The organism is Solicola gregarius, assembly GCF_025790165.1.
GTDB lineage: Bacteria > Actinomycetota > Actinomycetes > Propionibacteriales > Nocardioidaceae > Solicola > Solicola gregarius.
Genome location: NZ_CP094970.1, coordinates 124,560 through 139,707 on the forward strand (window position 1 = coordinate 124,560; position 15,148 = coordinate 139,707).

General features: G+C 67.8%; 17 protein-coding genes, 1 pseudogene and 1 other annotated feature. Of the genes and pseudogenes, 12 read left to right on the plus strand and 6 right to left on the minus strand.

The features are described from left to right. The first annotated feature begins 1 nt into the window (after position 1). The gene (locus tag L0C25_RS00595) at positions 2 to 130 is read left to right on the plus strand and encodes a hypothetical protein (RefSeq protein ID WP_271634435.1); all 129 of its coding nucleotides are present in this window, start codon (positions 2 to 4) and stop codon (positions 128 to 130) included. Positions 131 to 229: 99 nt separating this feature from the next. Beyond that, positions 230 to 802, plus strand: coding sequence for a hypothetical protein (locus L0C25_RS00600; protein WP_271634436.1), 573 nt, complete (start codon positions 230 to 232; stop codon positions 800 to 802). Positions 803 to 1,009: 207 nt separating this feature from the next. Here the strand turns inward: L0C25_RS00600 and L0C25_RS00605 are convergent, their stop codons facing one another. Beyond that, the gene (locus tag L0C25_RS00605; RefSeq protein WP_271634437.1) at positions 1,010 to 1,507 is read right to left on the minus strand and encodes a DUF3145 domain-containing protein; all 498 of its coding nucleotides are present in this window, start codon (positions 1,505 to 1,507) and stop codon (positions 1,010 to 1,012) included. Positions 1,508 to 1,757: 250 nt separating this feature from the next. Here L0C25_RS00605 and L0C25_RS00610 point away from each other — a divergent pair, with 250 nt between their 5' ends. Then, positions 1,758 to 2,417, plus strand: a complete 660-nt coding sequence (locus tag L0C25_RS00610; protein WP_271634438.1) for an SDR family oxidoreductase — start codon at positions 1,758 to 1,760, stop codon at positions 2,415 to 2,417. On the opposite strand, the gene L0C25_RS00615 is transcribed toward L0C25_RS00610, so the two are convergent. Genes L0C25_RS00615 through L0C25_RS00625 form a run of 3 tightly spaced genes read right to left on the minus strand, consistent with a single transcriptional unit; the run spans position 2,406 to position 4,736 of the window. Then, positions 2,406 to 3,614, minus strand: a complete 1,209-nt coding sequence (locus tag L0C25_RS00615; protein WP_271634439.1) for an AI-2E family transporter — start codon at positions 3,612 to 3,614, stop codon at positions 2,406 to 2,408. The genes L0C25_RS00610 and L0C25_RS00615 overlap by 12 nt on opposite strands. A 55-nt stretch (positions 3,615 to 3,669) precedes the next feature. Further along, on the minus strand, positions 3,670 to 4,125 hold the full coding sequence (locus tag L0C25_RS00620; RefSeq protein WP_271634440.1) for a MarR family winged helix-turn-helix transcriptional regulator: 456 nt from the start codon (positions 4,123 to 4,125) through the stop codon (positions 3,670 to 3,672). Further along, positions 4,122 to 4,736, minus strand: a complete 615-nt coding sequence (locus tag L0C25_RS00625; protein WP_271634441.1) for a DJ-1/PfpI family protein — start codon at positions 4,734 to 4,736, stop codon at positions 4,122 to 4,124. The genes L0C25_RS00620 and L0C25_RS00625 overlap by 4 nt, the downstream gene beginning before the upstream one ends. A gap of 393 nt (positions 4,737 to 5,129) precedes the next feature. On the opposite strand from L0C25_RS00625, the gene L0C25_RS00630 reads away from it, so the two are divergent. The 3 genes from L0C25_RS00630 to L0C25_RS00640 all read left to right on the plus strand — a co-directional run bounded on the left by L0C25_RS00630 (position 5,130) and on the right by L0C25_RS00640 (position 6,886). Continuing rightward, positions 5,130 to 5,876: an arginase family protein gene (locus tag L0C25_RS00630; protein WP_271634442.1), complete on the plus strand. Its 747-nt coding sequence runs from the start codon at positions 5,130 to 5,132 to the stop codon at positions 5,874 to 5,876. 66 nt (positions 5,877 to 5,942) lie between these two features. Then, on the plus strand, positions 5,943 to 6,074 hold the full coding sequence (locus L0C25_RS00635; protein WP_271634443.1) for a hypothetical protein: 132 nt from the start codon (positions 5,943 to 5,945) through the stop codon (positions 6,072 to 6,074). Next, positions 6,074 to 6,886 carry a class I SAM-dependent methyltransferase gene (locus tag L0C25_RS00640; protein ID WP_271634444.1) on the plus strand — a complete coding sequence of 271 codons (813 nt, stop codon included), beginning with the start codon at positions 6,074 to 6,076 and terminating at the stop codon, positions 6,884 to 6,886. The genes L0C25_RS00635 and L0C25_RS00640 overlap by 1 nt, the downstream gene beginning before the upstream one ends. Here the strand turns inward: L0C25_RS00640 and L0C25_RS00645 are convergent. Further along, positions 6,840 to 7,484 carry a TetR/AcrR family transcriptional regulator gene (locus L0C25_RS00645; RefSeq protein WP_271634445.1) on the minus strand — a complete coding sequence of 215 codons (645 nt, stop codon included), beginning with the start codon at positions 7,482 to 7,484 and terminating at the stop codon, positions 6,840 to 6,842. The two genes, L0C25_RS00640 and L0C25_RS00645, sit on opposite strands and share 47 nt — an antisense overlap. Positions 7,485 to 7,645: 161 nt before the next feature. Between L0C25_RS00645 and L0C25_RS00650 the strand changes: the two genes are divergently transcribed. Both L0C25_RS00650 and L0C25_RS00655 read left to right on the plus strand, forming a co-directional pair. Next, positions 7,646 to 7,966: an alcohol dehydrogenase catalytic domain-containing protein gene (locus tag L0C25_RS00650; RefSeq protein WP_271634446.1), complete on the plus strand. Its 321-nt coding sequence runs from the start codon at positions 7,646 to 7,648 to the stop codon at positions 7,964 to 7,966. Positions 7,967 to 8,125: 159 nt separating this feature from the next. Next, complete coding sequence (locus tag L0C25_RS00655; RefSeq protein WP_271634447.1) at positions 8,126 to 8,746, plus strand: zinc-binding dehydrogenase; 621 nt, start codon at positions 8,126 to 8,128, stop codon at positions 8,744 to 8,746. Positions 8,747 to 9,010: 264 nt separating this feature from the next. Here L0C25_RS00655 and L0C25_RS00660 read toward each other — a convergent pair. After that, positions 9,011 to 10,251 (minus strand): IS3 family transposase gene (locus L0C25_RS00660; RefSeq protein ID WP_271634448.1). Its coding sequence is split into 2 segments (ribosomal slippage): positions 9,011 to 9,969 and positions 9,969 to 10,251, totalling 1,242 coding nucleotides; the frame shifts between segments, so codons are not numbered across the junction. Beyond that, positions 9,842 to 9,970 (minus strand) — a sequence feature (AL1L pseudoknot). (Overlaps the previous gene by 129 nt.) On the opposite strand from L0C25_RS00660, the gene L0C25_RS00665 reads away from it, so the two are divergent. The 4 genes and pseudogenes from L0C25_RS00665 (at position 10,250) to L0C25_RS00680 (ending at position 15,067) form a co-directional block, all read left to right on the plus strand. Continuing rightward, entirely contained in the window at positions 10,250 to 10,588 is a 339-nt protein-coding gene (locus L0C25_RS00665) for a hypothetical protein (RefSeq protein WP_271634449.1), read from the plus strand. The two genes, L0C25_RS00660 and L0C25_RS00665, sit on opposite strands and share 2 nt — an antisense overlap. A gap of 81 nt (positions 10,589 to 10,669) precedes the next feature. Beyond that, positions 10,670 to 11,921, plus strand: a pseudogene (locus L0C25_RS00670) (IS256 family transposase). A gap of 85 nt (positions 11,922 to 12,006) precedes the next feature. Next, entirely contained in the window at positions 12,007 to 12,786 is a 780-nt protein-coding gene (locus L0C25_RS00675; protein ID WP_271634450.1) for a tyrosine-type recombinase/integrase, read from the plus strand. Positions 12,787 to 12,856: 70 nt separating this feature from the next. Continuing rightward, positions 12,857 to 15,067, plus strand: a complete 2,211-nt coding sequence (locus L0C25_RS00680; RefSeq protein WP_271634451.1) for a site-specific integrase — start codon at positions 12,857 to 12,859, stop codon at positions 15,065 to 15,067. Positions 15,068 to 15,148: the final 81 nt, after the last annotated feature.

Here is a 15,148-nt window from a genome sequence, read left to right on the forward strand (position 1 = left end):
CGTGGAGCTGATCCGAGTCGTCGACGAGATCATCGAACCGACGGAGTCGCGCTCTCAGATCGCCCGCGCCATTGGCGATGCCCTCGCCGGCGCAGCGCCCCGGGGAGGCCACTCGAACATCCCGCTTTGAGGCCGAGGCGCGCCGCAACACACGCGAGCGCTGTCCGGTTGGACCACTCGGTGATAATGAGGGGGACCATCCGGACGGACAGCGGGGAAGGGGGCGAGCGTGAACCTCGACCAGAGTGATCCAGACGGCGCACGCAATCGGCTCCTGGTGAAGCTGATCGGTGGCTTGGTGATCGCCGGCATCGTCATCGGGCTGGTCGTCGGTCTGCTCGGCACGACCGTGCTGCGTTCGATGGGCCTCAAGGAGCAGCCGCCGCCCGCGGCGACGCCACGAGACCACTCGACCGAGATCATCGACGGCGGGTCCGACGACGAGACTCCCTCCGACGAGGGCGAGGACGAGGGCGACGAATCCGAAACGCCCGACGACGAGAGCACCGACAACGCCTCCGACGATCGGCCGCCCGCCGAGTTGCGCGCCACCCCGAATCCCGCCGAGCCCGGTGAGGAGATCACGCTCGCGGGGTCGTTCCGCAAGCTGCACGGCGGCGTACTGCAGGTTCAGCGCCGCGAGGGCGGCACCTGGACCGACTTCCCGGTGACGGCCAATGTGAACCCGAACGGCACGTTCTCGACGTACATCCTCACCAGCCGCACGGGCACGGCGCCCTTCCGGCTGCTGCACGAGCCGACCGGCCGCACCACTCCGGTCGTACGGATCACGATCGGCTAGCGGCTAGCGGCTAGCCAGCGGTACGTCGCTGGCCGGCGGCTGGCCACCGGTCACGTACGAGCACTACCCGTGGCGACTCGGACGACCGGATGGAGCTGTCACGTACGCAGCGTCGGTCCCGTCCGGTTCCTTCGCCATCATCCCGTCTTACCAAACGATATCCAGATTTCCTTCGGTAAGGCGGCGCAGCGACCGAACGTGCGGCCGTCAGCCGACCTGGTGCAGCCAGCGCACGGGCGCGCCGTCACCCGCGTGCCGGAACGATTCGAGCTCGTCGTCCCAGGCCCGTCCGAGCAGCCGGTCGACCTCGATCTCGAGCGTCGACTCACCGAGCGACGCCTTCACCGCGGCGGCCTTGAGCCGGTCTTCGGGGATCATGATGTCGCCGTGCATGCCGGTGACGGCGTGGAAGACACCGAGCGTCGGCGTGTACGAGTAGCGGGCGCCCTCCGCGCCGCCCGTACCGTCCTCGGTGACCTCGAACCGCAGCTGCTGCCAGCCGCGTAGCGCCGAGGTGAGCTGGGCCGCCGAACCGGAGCGACCCTGCCAGGACACCTCACACCGATGCGTACCCTGCTCGGCCGGTTGCGGGGTCCATTCGGCATTCGGGGGTACGCCTAGTACGCCAGCGACGGCCCACTCGACATGCGGGCACAACGCTGACGTCGCGGAATGGACGTACAAGACGCCTCTCGTTGTGGACACCGTTGCCTCCTTGGTCGACGACGATCGCCTTCCCCAGCCATCTCGTCGCCCGGAGTTCCGGTTCCGCGCCCATTGTGCCCTATGGGGTCGGGCGAGACCAAGCAGCCCGGCCGCGGAGCGGCGAGGAGAGAGCGAGGCACGAGCGGGTCGACGAGCGCGACAGGTTGCGGGAGCGGCGAGGAGAGAGCGAGGGACGAGCGCGACCGGTAGAGAGTGGGATCATTGCATCGTCGTCTCGAGAGGAGAACGTATGCATGTCGCTATCGCCGGAGGGCACGGCCAGATCGCCCTGCACCTCGAGCGCGAGCTCGCCGCCGCCGGTCACACGTCGACCGCCATCATCCGCAACCCCGACCACGCCGATGACGTACGCGCAGCGGGCGCCGAACCGGTCGTACTCGACCTCGAGGACACCACCGCGACCCGGCTCGCGGAGGCGGTCGGCAACGCCGACGCGGTCGTGTTCGCGGCCGGCGCGGGCCCGAACAGCGGCGCCGGCCGTAAGGCGACGATGGACCGCGACGGGGCCCTGCTCCTGATCGCCGCGGCCCAGCTGACCGGCACGATGCGGTACGTGATGGTCTCGGCCATGGGGGCCGACGACGGCGACCCGGACTCCGACGACGTGTTCCAGATCTACCTGGTCGCGAAGGGCGCGGCCGACGCCGCGCTGCGGGAGAGCGAGCTCGACTGGACGGTGGTCCGGCCCGGGCGGCTGACCAACGACTCGGCAACGGGCGCGGTCGAGCTCGCGGAGTCGGTCGACCGGGGCGAGATCCCCCGGGCCGACGTCGCCGCCGTACTCGCACGGACACTCGAGGAGCCCGGCACGGTCGGCACCACGTTCGAGGTAGTCGGCGGCGCGACGCCGATCCGCGACGCCGTACGCGCCATCGCGTCAGGAACCTGACTCGAGCTTCTCGTCGAGGTCGTCCGGGCCACCGTCGTCGCGCGGGTCCGGCGACTCGTCGGGCTCCGCGTCGGGCAGCTCGTCGTTCGCGGCGGAATCCTCGTGCGGCTCGGCGCCCGTCTCGATCGTCTCGTTGAGGTAGCGCAGCATCTCGGCGACCACGGCGACGACCGGCACGGCCAGGAACGCACCGGTGATACCGAACAACGTACTTCCCAGGGCGACGGCAAGCAGGATGACGGCGGCGTGCAGCTTCATGCTGCGGCCCTGCAACCACGGCGACAACACGTTGCCCTCGAGCTGCTGGACGCCGAGGATGATGGCGAGCACGATGAGCGCTCCGGTCACGCCGTTCGACACGAGCGCGACGAGCACGGCGAGTGCTCCGAACACGAACGCGCCGACGATCGGGATGAACCCACCGAAGAACGTCATGATGGCAAGCGGAACCGCGAGCGGAACGCCGACGATCAGCAGCCCGATGCCGATGAAGACGGCATCGACGAAACTCACGATCGCCTGCGTACGAATGAAGCCGCCCAGGGTGACCCAGCAACGGAGCAGCACCACGTCGATGTGACCCCCGGCCTTGTCTCCGGCAACCCGGCGCAGCCACGGCAGGAAGCGCGGACCGTCCTTGACGAAGAAGAAGGTCAGGACGAGCACGAGCGCGGCGCCGACGATGAAGCCGGTAACGGCGCCCACCCCGGTGAGCGCACCGGACGCGATCGTGCTCGCGCTCTCGGTCAGCTTGTCCTGCGCGGCCTCGATGGCCGTGCTGATCTGATCGTCGGAGACGTTCATCGGCCCGTCGATCAGCCACTCCTCGACCTTGGTGAGGCCCTCGCTCGCGTCCTTCGCGATGTCACCGACCTGGTCGGCGACGGAGGGGGCGATCGCCCACAGCACTCCCCCGACGATCGCGAACCCGCCCAGGATGACGCTGATGGCCGCGAGCGCCGGTGGGAACTTCGCCTTCTCGCGCAGGAACCTCGCCGGCGGCGCCAGCACGGTACTCACGATCAGGGCGAGCGCGACCGGCAGCACGATCGTCCAGAGCCGACCGACCAGCCACACCATCAGGTACGCCGCGATTGCGATGATGATCCAGCGCATGCTCCAGCGAGCCAGCCAGGCGATGCCCTGGCCGATCACGCTCTCGCGATGGCCGTGCTGCCTGTCGAGCGACTGCGTCATGTGCGCGGATCTCCTATGGGCGTGGTCGTCCGGGTGTCCGCATAGTATGCCGTGACTACGCCTCCCGGTACGCCCGCGACGCGGCACTGATGCGCTGCAGGATGTCGCGCACCTTGGCGAGGTCGGCTGCCCCGATCTGCTCGCTCACTGCGTTCGCCCATGCGTGCTGGTCCTTGCTCAGTCGCTTGAGCGCGCGACGCCCCGCAGGGGTTGGCTCGAGCAGCTTGGCTCGCCGGTGATGCGGGTTCTCGACGTACTGCGCCCAGCCCTGCTCGACCAGCCGGTCGGCGACGCGCTGCACGCTCTGCCGCGCAAGGCCCAGGCCGACCCTCCGCGCGATCTCGGCGACGGGCAGTGCCTCCTCGAGGGTTGCGCCGAGCACCTGCCACCATGCGGGCGTCAGGCCCACCGGGCGACTGATGTCCTCCGCCGCCGCGAGGAACTCACCGTTGAGCTCGAAGACCGGGAGCACGAGGTCGGTGAGGGCATCGCCCGCCGGCGTACGACTCACTGCGCCGCCGCGAGGAGATCGTCGTAAAACCTGCGTTCGCCCGTCGAGTACAGGCCGTACCACGCGTCCGTGATCGCCGGCGGGAACAGCTCGAGCCGCTCGAAGATCGCCTTCGCGAAGTCGACGGGGAACACCGCGGGCGCGGTGATCACGTCGCGATCGACCGCCACCTTCGCGTCCACGTACTGATCTGCCCCGTTGTACCCGGGGACCCCGGTGAGGAAGTCGCGGGCGTTGCTGGTGTGCGTACGTCCGTCAAGCAGTCCGCTGTGCGCCAGACCGAGCGTCGCGCCGCAGATCGCGGCGACCGGCGTACCTGAGGCGAGCAGTCGCTCGGCCAGGCTCAATGCGCCGTCATGCCCCTCGGCCCAGGTGTCGGCTCCGGGCAGGATGAGCATCGCGATCTGACTCTCGTCCAGCTCGGCTAGCGTCGCGTCCGGCTGGATCCGCAGACCACCCTTCGTCGTGACGTTGTCTGCTGCGCCGTCGCTGACCGTCAGCAGCCGAAAGCGTCCAGGCATAACCTCCTCTGCCATCGCCAGACCGGCGACGGCGTGCCCGTACTCCCAGTCGGCCATCGTGTCGGTCAGGTACAGCACTACGTTCTTCATAACCACTCCTTTGACAGTGTGCTGTCATTCTACCAGTCGACAGCACACTGTCAATTGCTCGACCGGCACGCGCGAGTCGAGTGGCCCATGGACAACCGGAACGAACGGCTTGTAGCTGACAGCCGTGATCCGAGTGGGCGCTCTCACGCCGCTGAGTGCATCGATGCTCAGCGCTCGCGTGGATGTATCCGCGCACACCCACGCGCTGCGGCGGCTGTTGCGGCAGAACCGGGCGGGATGGACCGACGCGTCACCTCGCTGACCGGCGACGGTGCACCGTCCGCAGTAGCACGGTGTTGGGCGTCGGTTGGCGCTGAAGCTCATCTCCCATTTCGTTCATTCGGAGCAGTAGACATGACAACAGTGCTGTGCATACCACAATCGCAGGGCTCGGTGGCCGAGAATGCGTCACGGCTCTCCCCAGGCGCACACCGGACCGCCGAGCTCCTACCGGCCGACCGAGTGGTGACGGTTCCCGCTGCCAGCGACGGGACCCAGATCCTCGACGGGGTTCGCGGCCGCGACGTACTCGTCCGCAATCTGAGGCTCGCCGCTGAGCTGCACGCGGCGATCGACGACTTCGTCATCACCGTCGGCGGTGACTGCGGGGTCGATGTCGCGCCGATCTCCGCCGCGCGTCGACGGTATGGCGAGCGGCTGACCGTGCTGTGGCTCGACGCGCACCCTGACGTCTACGGACCGGACGACCTGGCTTCGGGGGCGTTCCACGGGATGGTCGTCCGCACCTTGCTGGGAGACGGACCCGCCGCGCTCACTCCGACGCACCCGCTGACGCCAGACCAGTTCGTCCTCGCGGGGGTCAGGGCCGGCGACGCCAGCGAGCGCGCGTACCTACGCCGGGCCGGGCTTCGCGTCCACGACGTCGACCAGCTCGAAGACGCGTTCGACGGGCTCACCGGCCCGACGTACGTTCATCTCGACCTTGATGTGCTCGACCCGACGGAGTTCGCTTCGATCGGCTATCCGGAGCCGGATGGCGTCGCAGCGTCCCAGCTGGCCGACCTCATCTCGCGGCTGGGCAACATCGTCGGCGCCGCAATCACCGAGCATGCCCCGGCCGCCGACGATCCCGACGAAGCCGAGGTGATCAGGCGCCTCGGTACCGCGCTCTGCCGGTGAAGCCGGCTCATTCCGTGCGCCCGTCAAGCGCACCGACCGTCGGCTCAACGCAACCAGGAGGAGCATGTGACGGGTATTGAGTTGGTCGCCACCGACGCGGACTTGTCGACCGGGCACGGTCTACAGGTGCCCGTCACGACGGCCGACGTGCCGCTCGCCGAAACGGGCCGGCACCCGAGCCGCGATGACCTCGGCTGATGGACGGAGCAGACCCCGATCGCTGGTCGGCGGTGGCGGCCGACTGGTTAGATCTGTGGGGCGGTCTGGCCGCTCCACTCTGGCAGGTGATCGCCGAGGCCGCAGGCGTCGGTCCCGGTACGAAGGTGGTTGACGTCGGTTGCGGGTCCGGAGACCTGCTCGCGTACGTGGACGCCCTGGGCGCATCGACCGCTGGCATGGATCCGGCGCCGGGAATGGTCGACTTCGCCCGCGCCCAGATCCCTCGTGCCGACGTACGACTCGGTTCCGCTGAGCGCCTACCGTGGCCCGACGACGCATTCGACCTCGCAACCTCCGTCAACGCCGTGCAGTTCGCCGAGGACGCACACGATGCTCTCCTCGAGCTGGCCCGGGTGACCAAGCCAGGCGGACTCGTCGCCGTCGCCAACTGGGCACAGCCAGAACTCAACGACCTGGACACCATCGAAGAAGCCGTTGCCCACGCCGCGGACCTCAACCCGATCCCAGCAGGTGACCTGCGCCATCCCGGCGGCCTGGAGACGCTGTTCACCGGCTGCGATCTGGACATCGTCGTTGCAGGTGTCGTCGATACCCCTTGGAGTGTTCCCGACGACGACACTCTCGTGCGCGCCGTTCTGCTCGGCGAGGACCCAAGCACCGTCAAGGCGAAAGCCGCTACGGTCATCCGCGCTGCCCGCCCCTTCCGCACGCCATCAGGTGGCTACCGCCTGAGCAACTCCTTCCGGTACGCCATCGGCACGTACTCTCCTCCGCGCGTGCTCCCTACGATGCTTCCTCCTGCTCGCGGGCGAGCAGAAGGAGATGTGTGACGGACATGTCGATTGCCGAAGCCATCGGCGTGACGTCGCGGGAGGTCTGCGCCAACAAGTAGCCGCCCTGGACAGCCGCCACGAACCCCGTAGCAAGTTGGGCCACGTCGGCGTCCCGCGGAATGACGCCTTCGCGTTGAAACCGGTGAAGGAGATCTTCGAATAGTTCTTGCCACGCCATGAACAGGTCGTGGAGCTTCCCGCGTGCGACCGAGTCCTGATCGGAAACCTCGTTCGCCAAAGAGCCCAACGGGCACCCGTACCGGCCCTCTTGCAATGCATTCTGCTCGACAAATGCATTCCGCCAACGTCGAAGGCCCGCGAGCGTCCTGACCTTCTCCAGGCGTTCTCGCTCACCGGCGATCGTTCGCTCGCCCACAAACTCGATCACTGCCCGTACCAGCGCCGGCTTGTCATCAAAATGTCGGTACAGCTGCGACTTGCTGACGGTGCTCGCCGAGACGACATCGTCCAGAGTCGTTCCACCGACTCCTCGCACGCGCATCAGATCGGCCGCGGTAGCGACGATTCGCGCCCGCGTCTTCGCGCCGCGCGCCGTCAACCGCGTTGCCGCTGCCGTCTGTGAGCTCTCGTCCACATCGCCATCGTACTGACGGGACCACCTCACGAACGGTGCCCGTTCCAGGCGGCGATCGCTGCTTGCCGGGCATGCGGCACTGTACTAATCTGGACGATATCGTCCTGTTAGCGCGAGCGTACCTGCCGCGCAGGCAAAGAGCGGATACGGGAAGGTGCCCGATGAAGGCGATTGTGGTGACGGATCAGGCCGCGGGAACGGCCGGGATGAAGCTGGCCGAACGGCCCCAACCGGAGCCCGCGGGGAACGACGTCCTGGTTGAGGTTCACGCCTCGGGATTCACCCCGGGCGAACTGTCGTGGCCATCGAGCTGGACGGATCGCCTCGACCGCGATCGCACACCGTCGATCCCCGGCCATGAGCTTGCCGGTGTGGTCAGCGCCCTCGGCTATGGAACGGCGGGGCTCTCGGTGGGGCAGCGGGTGTTCGGCCTCACCGACTGGACTCGCGACGGCACCCTCGCGGAGTACGCGGCCGTCTAGGCACGCAACCTCGCGCCGCTGCCGGGCGACGTCGACTTCACGACCGGCGCGAGCCTACCGATCTCGGGTCTGACCGCATGGCAAGGGCTGTTCGAGCACGGCCGCCTTCAACCGGGGCAGACCGTGCTCGTGCACGGTGCGGCCGGCGGCGTCGGATCGATGGCTACCCAGCTCGCGCGTGAGGCCGGCGCGTACGTCATCGGCACGGGACGCGCTGCCGACCGTCCGACGGCACTCGACTTCGGCTCGCAGGAGTTCGTCGACCTCGACAACGAGCCACTGGAAGACGTCGCCGGAGTCGATCTGGTATTCGACGTGATCGGTGGGGACGTCGGGAAGCGGTCCGCGGGTCTGGTTCGAGCCGGAGGAACCCTGGTGACGATCGAGGGCCCGCCCGATGCCCGGCCCTCGGACGGCCTGGCGATCGACTTCGTTGTCGTAGCCGACCGCGCCCAACTGAGTGAGGTCGTCCAGCGGGCGCGAGACGGACGCCTGCGGACGGACATCGGCAACGTCGCGCCCTTCGATGAGGCCGTCGCTGCCTTCAACCCGACCGAGCGGGTCAAGGGAAGACCATCATCCAGATTCGTTCGTGAGGACGCCGAGACAACGCCGCCACGGTCACGTCGGAACGGAAGCAGGCGCGGCCCAACGGGGAAATATTCAAGAATGAAAGCGATCGTGGTGACGGACAAGGCTGCGGGAACGGCTGGCATGAAGCTGGCCGAGCGGCCCGAGCCGGACGTGCTGAGGCTCGCCAGCCTTGACGGCGCGAACTAAGGCGATGTCGCCATGTTGACTGCACTATGGTCGTCCCGGATCTCGTGGGCCCGTGGTGCGGAGTTAATTGCTGATGGACGTCCGGCAGTCGTTGTTGGAGGGGCATGCTCAGCTGCCCGGTATCGGGCGGGTAGAGGTTGCCGAGGATGGCGAGCTTCCGTACGTCGTGGTGGACAGTTCAGGTGAGCCGATCACCTACGTCAGCGAGTTCCTGCGGGAGCTGGTTGAGCCGCCCCGGCGAGTCCGGAGACTCGGTTTGGTGTGTCAGCTCGCCTCGGGGAGGCGGGTTCGGTGAGTGTAGTGGAATTGTTCGACCTGGATCGGGGTCAGGTCGTCGACGGATTCGTGGGTGCGCTGGTGGTTGAACCAGTGCACCCAGTCCAGGGTTTCGATTTCGACGTGTTCTCGGTTCCTCCAGGGTCCGTGTGGCCATATGAGTTCGCTCTTGTAGAGCCCGATCTGGGATTCGGCCAGGGCGCTGTCGTAGGCGTCGCCGACGGATCCGACCGAGGCGTCGACTCCGGCGTCGATGAGGCGTTCGGTGAACGCGATCGATGTGTATTGGGACCCGGCGTCGGTGTGATGCACGAGTCCGGACAGGTCGTCGACTCCTTCGCGCTGGCGGGTCCAGATCGCCTGTTCGAGGCAGTCCAGCACCAGCGGGGTGGTCATCGTGGTGGCGGCCCGCCAGCCCAGGATCCGGCGGGAGAACACGTCGAAGACGAACGCGACGTAGACCATCCCCGACCAGGTCGGCACGTAGGTGAAGTCCGCGCACCACAGTTCGTTCGGCCGGTTCGCCGCGAACAGCCGATCGACTCGGTCGACGGGTCGTTCGGCGTGCTCGTCAGCGATCGTGGTCCGCGGGCCTTTCGCCCGGGTGACGCCACTGATCCCCATCTCGCGGTAGAGCCGCTCGATCGTGCAGCGGGCCACCTCGTGGCCCTGGCCGCGTAGCCGAAGCCACATCTTGCGGGCACCGAGCAGTCGGACGAACTTGCTCTTGGCGCGTTCGGCTTCGATCAGCGCCTTCACCTCCTCATCACGCCGTTTCCTCTTACTGGGCTGACGTTTCCGGGCGTCGTAGTAGGTTGACGGGGCGATCCTGCAGCCGTGCTCGGACAGCACCCTGCAGATCGGCTCGACCCCGAACCTGTCCCGGTGTTCGTCGATGAAATCGACTAGAACCGGTGTGGGCAGTCGAGCTCCGCCGCGAAGAAAGCCGACGCGCTCTTGAGGATCTCGTTGGCCCGCCGCAGCTCCGCGTTCTCCTTCTTCAACGCCTTCAGCTGCGCCGACTCCTCAGTCGTGGTCCCGGGACGCTCCCCGGCATCGACCTCGGCCCGACGGACCCACTTGCGCAGCGTCTCCGAGGATCCGATTCCCAACTTCGCAGCGATCGACCGGATCGCCTCGAACTCCGACGGATAGTCATCCTTGGAATCGAGAACCATCCGGACAGCGCGCTCCCGCAACTCACGCGGGTACTTCGACGGACGTGCCATGAACTTCATCCTTCCAACGAATGAAGCCTCCAGACATCCCGGGGCGGCTCAGGTGCTCGGTGATGCGAGCCCGTTGACGTGTCGTTCCTACGGCCATGACCTGCTGCGCTGGTGGCGCCTGTTGACATTGATCCAGGTCGGCTGGGATAAGGCCACTCGCGCCGAGGTCGAGTTGCTGGTGGGCTGGCTACGGTCGGCGCCGAATGCGCAGCGTCGCCGCAGCCGGGCCGACGTGGATCCGCCGGGCTCTGTGAACGTGAAGACCGGCAAACCGCGGCTGCGGGCCGGATATGCGCCGAGTGGCGTCCGGCAGAGTGGTGTATCGGTTCCCCGGTGAGCGTGTCGCCTGAGTAGATGACGGTCATCGGGTGATCCTTCGAGTGATCTCTCACAACCGACTCGAAGAAAGAGCACCGCGATGACCGTCAAGCCCAGTATCGACCCTGCACGCCTGTTGGCCGAACAGCTGGATCAGGCGAGCCCTGATCTGCTCCGCTCGATGTTGCAGACCTTCGTCAACACACTGCTGTCTGCCGAGGCCGATAGCGTGTGCGGCGCCGAGTACGGCGCTGTCTCCGAGGAACGTGTGAATCGTCGTAACGGCTACCGCCATCGTGACTTCGACACCCGTGCCGGCACCCTCGATGTCGCGATCCCGAAACTGCGGCAGGGCTCCTACTTTCCGGAGTGGCTGCTCGAAGCGTCGCAAACGTGCCGAGAAGGCACTCACCAGCGTGGTTGCGACCTGCTATCTGCTCGGCGTCTCCACGCGGCGGATGGACAAACTCGTCGAGACCCTCGGGATCACCGGGTTGAGCAAGTCGCAGGTCTCGGACATGGCCGCCGAACTCGACGCACACGTGGAGGAGTTCCGCACCCGCAGGCTCGACGACGCCGGACCGTTCACGTTCGTCGCCGCCGACGCGCTGGTTCTCAAGGTCCGCGAAGGCGGCCGCGTCGTCCCCGTGCACGCCCTCGTCGCGACCGGCGTCAACGCCGACGGCCACCGAGAGATCCTCGGCGTGCACGTCACCTCTGCCGAGGATGGAGCCGGCTGGCTGGGGTTCTTCCGCGACCTTGTTGCCCGCGGCCTGTCCGGCGTGCGACTGGTGACCTCCGATGCGCATGCCGGGTTGACCGCCGCGATCGCCGCGACGCTGCCCGGTGCGGCCTGGCAGCGGTGCCGCACCCACTACGCGGCGAACCTGATGGCCGTCACTCCGAAGTCCAGTTGGGGGTGGGTCAAGGCGTTGCTGCACAGCGTCTACGACCAGCCCGACGCCGAGGCCGTGCACGCCCAGTTCGACCGCGTTCTCGACGCTCTGGCCGACAAGCTCCCGGCCGTGGCCGAGCATCTCGAGAATGCCCGCGCCGACATCTGCGCGTTCACCGCGTTCCCGAAGGAGATCTGGCGCCAGATCTGGTCGAACAACCCCAACGAACGCCTGAACCGTGAGATCCGCCGCCGCACCGACGTCGTCGGGATCTTCCCCAACCGCGACGCGATCATCCGACTCGTCGGCGCCGTCCTCGCCGAACAACATGACGAATGGGCAGAAGGCCGCCGCTACCTCGGCCTCGACGTGCTCGCCCGCTCACAGGCCATCGACACCGACGAATCCACCGACGAGGAGGTGACCGAACCCGAACTCCCCGCCCTCACAGCCTGACCAACCAACGAAGGATCACACGAACGCGATACACCACGCCGCAGGACTTGACCATGCGCCGTCGACGATCAACCATGCGCTGTCGGTGCTGTCCGCGTTCTACAGCTTCCACCTGCAGATGGGACGGGGACCATTGATGAACCCGGTTCCGGAGTCGGCCGAGCGACGGGCGCTGCTGTCGCACCGCAGCCCACTCGAACCGACGGCCGCCGTACGGCGGGCACCGTTGCGGCAGAGGGTCGCGGAGCGGGTGCCGCGGTCGATTCCCGACCCGTTGTGGGGGGAGCTGTTCACCGCGATGGGGAACCACCGGGATCGGGCATTGCTGGCGTTCTACGTCTCCAGCGGAGCCCGCGCCACCGAGTTGCTGGGCCCGCGCGGCGGCCAGGTCGACTGGGCCGCACAGCGGATCTGGGTCACCTCGAAGGGCACCCGCACCCTGGATCCGCTGCCGGCTTCTCCGGATGCGTTCCGCTATCTGTCGTGGTACCTCGACGAGCACGGTCGGGTGGGGCCGGACGAGGAGGTGTGGCGCACGCTGCGGCGGCCGGTGCGGCCGCTGAGCTACTGGGCGATGCGCCGGGTGCTGCAACGCGCCGACGAACGGTTGGGCACCAACTGGACGCTGCATGACCTGCGGCATACCGCGGCCGCGCGGATGGCCGCGGACCCGAGGCTGACGTTGGTGGAGGTGCAGACGGTGTTGCGACACCGTCACCTGTCCACCACCGAGTTGTATCTGCAGCCGCGCACCGAGGAGCTGTTCGACAAGCTCGCCGAACACTACGCCCGCCCCACGGTAGTGCCGCCGCGGTTTGCGGCCGGCTATGACGACGTGGATGTGAAGGCGGTCTTCGGTGGCTAGGTCGCTGACCCGGCCGAAGCCGCGTCCGGCCCGCCCGGAGGTGCCACGGACCAGGTTCGCCGCGTCCGCGGTGATCGCCGCACCGGCACCGACCCCCGAGGTTCCGCCGCGTCCGGCCGGTGTGCTTGATGCCGCCGATATCGACACGATCCGCGGTGTCGCGCGGGAGCTCTGGGCGGCGACGGACGCACCGAGCCGCACCCGCAGCCGTGACACCGGATTGCGTCGGCTCTTGGGTCATCTCGCCGACAGCCCTGGGCAGTGGTGGCAGGAACGGTTCGACGCGGCGGGACTGAACGTCCGCGGCCGTGCGGTCCGCGACCTCGCCGAAGGCGAGGGCCCTCGAGCGTGGATGACCCAAGGGCTGGAGGCGCTGTTCTGTCTACGGGTCTTGCAACCCACGCTGGAGGCGTTCCGCTCCAACCAGTTCCCTGACTACCCGGGCGCGTTCCGCATCGCCCAGCGCGACCCCGACCTGGAGGCATTCTTCACCGTCGTCGACTGTCAGGATGTCACGCGGCATTGGAAACGCCGCGCCGTGTTCGATGTGGCAGCGGCGCTGACCGTCGGTGGGATCGCGTTCGCGGACCTCACGCCGGAGGCGTTCTTGCACCACGCCCGCACGACACGGGACGCAGGGCTCGCCTCCTACAGCTACTCCACCTACGTCGGCCACCTGGCCTGGGACGTGATGCACCAAATGGGCCACTTCCCGGCGCAGACGCCGGGGACGCTGCGGGGCGCGCTGCGGGCGCCACAGCTGACCTGCCGCCAGCTGGTCGAGCGTCACCAGCTGCACCATCAGGGCGTGGCCAAGGTGCTGGTGCGGTACCTGGAGCGACGCAGCCACGACCTGGACTACAGCTCGCTGCAGTCGCTGGCGCACACCCTGGTCGGGGTGTTCTGGAAGACGGTCGAGACCGTCCACCCCGACCAGGCCGACCTGCGGCTGTCGCCGGAGGTCTACCAGCGGTGGCGCGAGACCATCGCCACCCGACGCGATGGCAAGCCTCGCCGGTACGTCGACGGGATCTTGACTGCGGTCCGCGCCTTCTACTACGACATCGGCTCCTGGGCCGCACACGAACCCGAACGGTGGGCCGCATGGGTGGCGCCGTGCCCGATCCCGCACCGCGAAATCAAGGATGGCGCCCGGCGCCGGCGGCGCACCCGCGAAGCGACCGCGGACCAGACCCGCCGCCTGCAGCCGCTGCTGCCGGTCCTGGTCGCCCATGTCGACGATGGCCACCGGACCATGGCCACCCTGCTAGCCGCGGCCGACACCCCGGCCGGGCAGACGGTCGCGGTTGGTTCCCGGGTCTATCGGCGGCTGTTCACTGACGCCGACCGGCGTCGGATCCGCCAGCAGGGTCGAGCCAACGTTCGCTTCCTCGACGAGACCACGGGCAAGGCGGTGAATGTGACGCAGACCGAAGACACCACGTTCTGGCAGTGGGCGATCGTCGAGGTCTTCCGCCATACCGGCGTGAGGATCGAGGAACTGCTTGAGCTGTCCCAGCTGAGCATCCGCCAGTATCAGCGGCCCAACGGCGAAGTGGTCGCGATGCTGGTCATCGCGCCGTCGAAGACCGACCGCGAACGCGTGATTCCAGTCTCGGCCGAGTTGTTCCATGTGTTGGCGTGCATCATCCGCCGTCTGACCGCCGGCGGCGCGCGATCGACGGTGCCGCGGGCGACCCGCTACGACACCCACGAGCGGGTCACCACCGAGCCGCAGCCGTTCCTGTTCCAACACCGAATCGGGCAACGCAACGAGGTCACGACACCCGGCGCCGTCGGCTGCATGCTGGACCGGATCTGCGCACAGATCGCCGAGAACGATCCTAAGTTTGTTGGGGTGAGGTTCGCGCCGCACGACTTCCGGCGCCTGTTCGCCACCGACCTAGTCAACGCTGGTCTGCCGATCCACATCGGTGCCGCGCTACTCGGCCACCTGAATCTGGAAACCACCCGCGGCTACGTGGCCGTTTTCGACGACGACGTCGTGCGGCACTACCAGACCCACCTCACCCGCCGGCGAGGGATGCGACCGCACGAGGAATACCGCCCGGTTACCGGTCAGGAGTGGGTCGAGCTCGGCAACTGCGGCCGCCCCTACGCGACACCCTGCACCCATGAGCACGCCTGCATCCGCTGTCCCATGCTGCGCGTCGACCCCAAGATGCTCGAGCGGCTCGTCGAGATCGAAACCGACGTCCGCACCCGTCGAAACGCGCCAAAGAGGAAGGCTGGCTCGGCGAGATCGAAGGCATCGACTTGACTCTCGGCTTCCTCAGGACCAAACGCGAAGAAGCCCTACGCGTCAGGCGTATCCCGGCCGTCGACCTCGGCATGCCAGCAC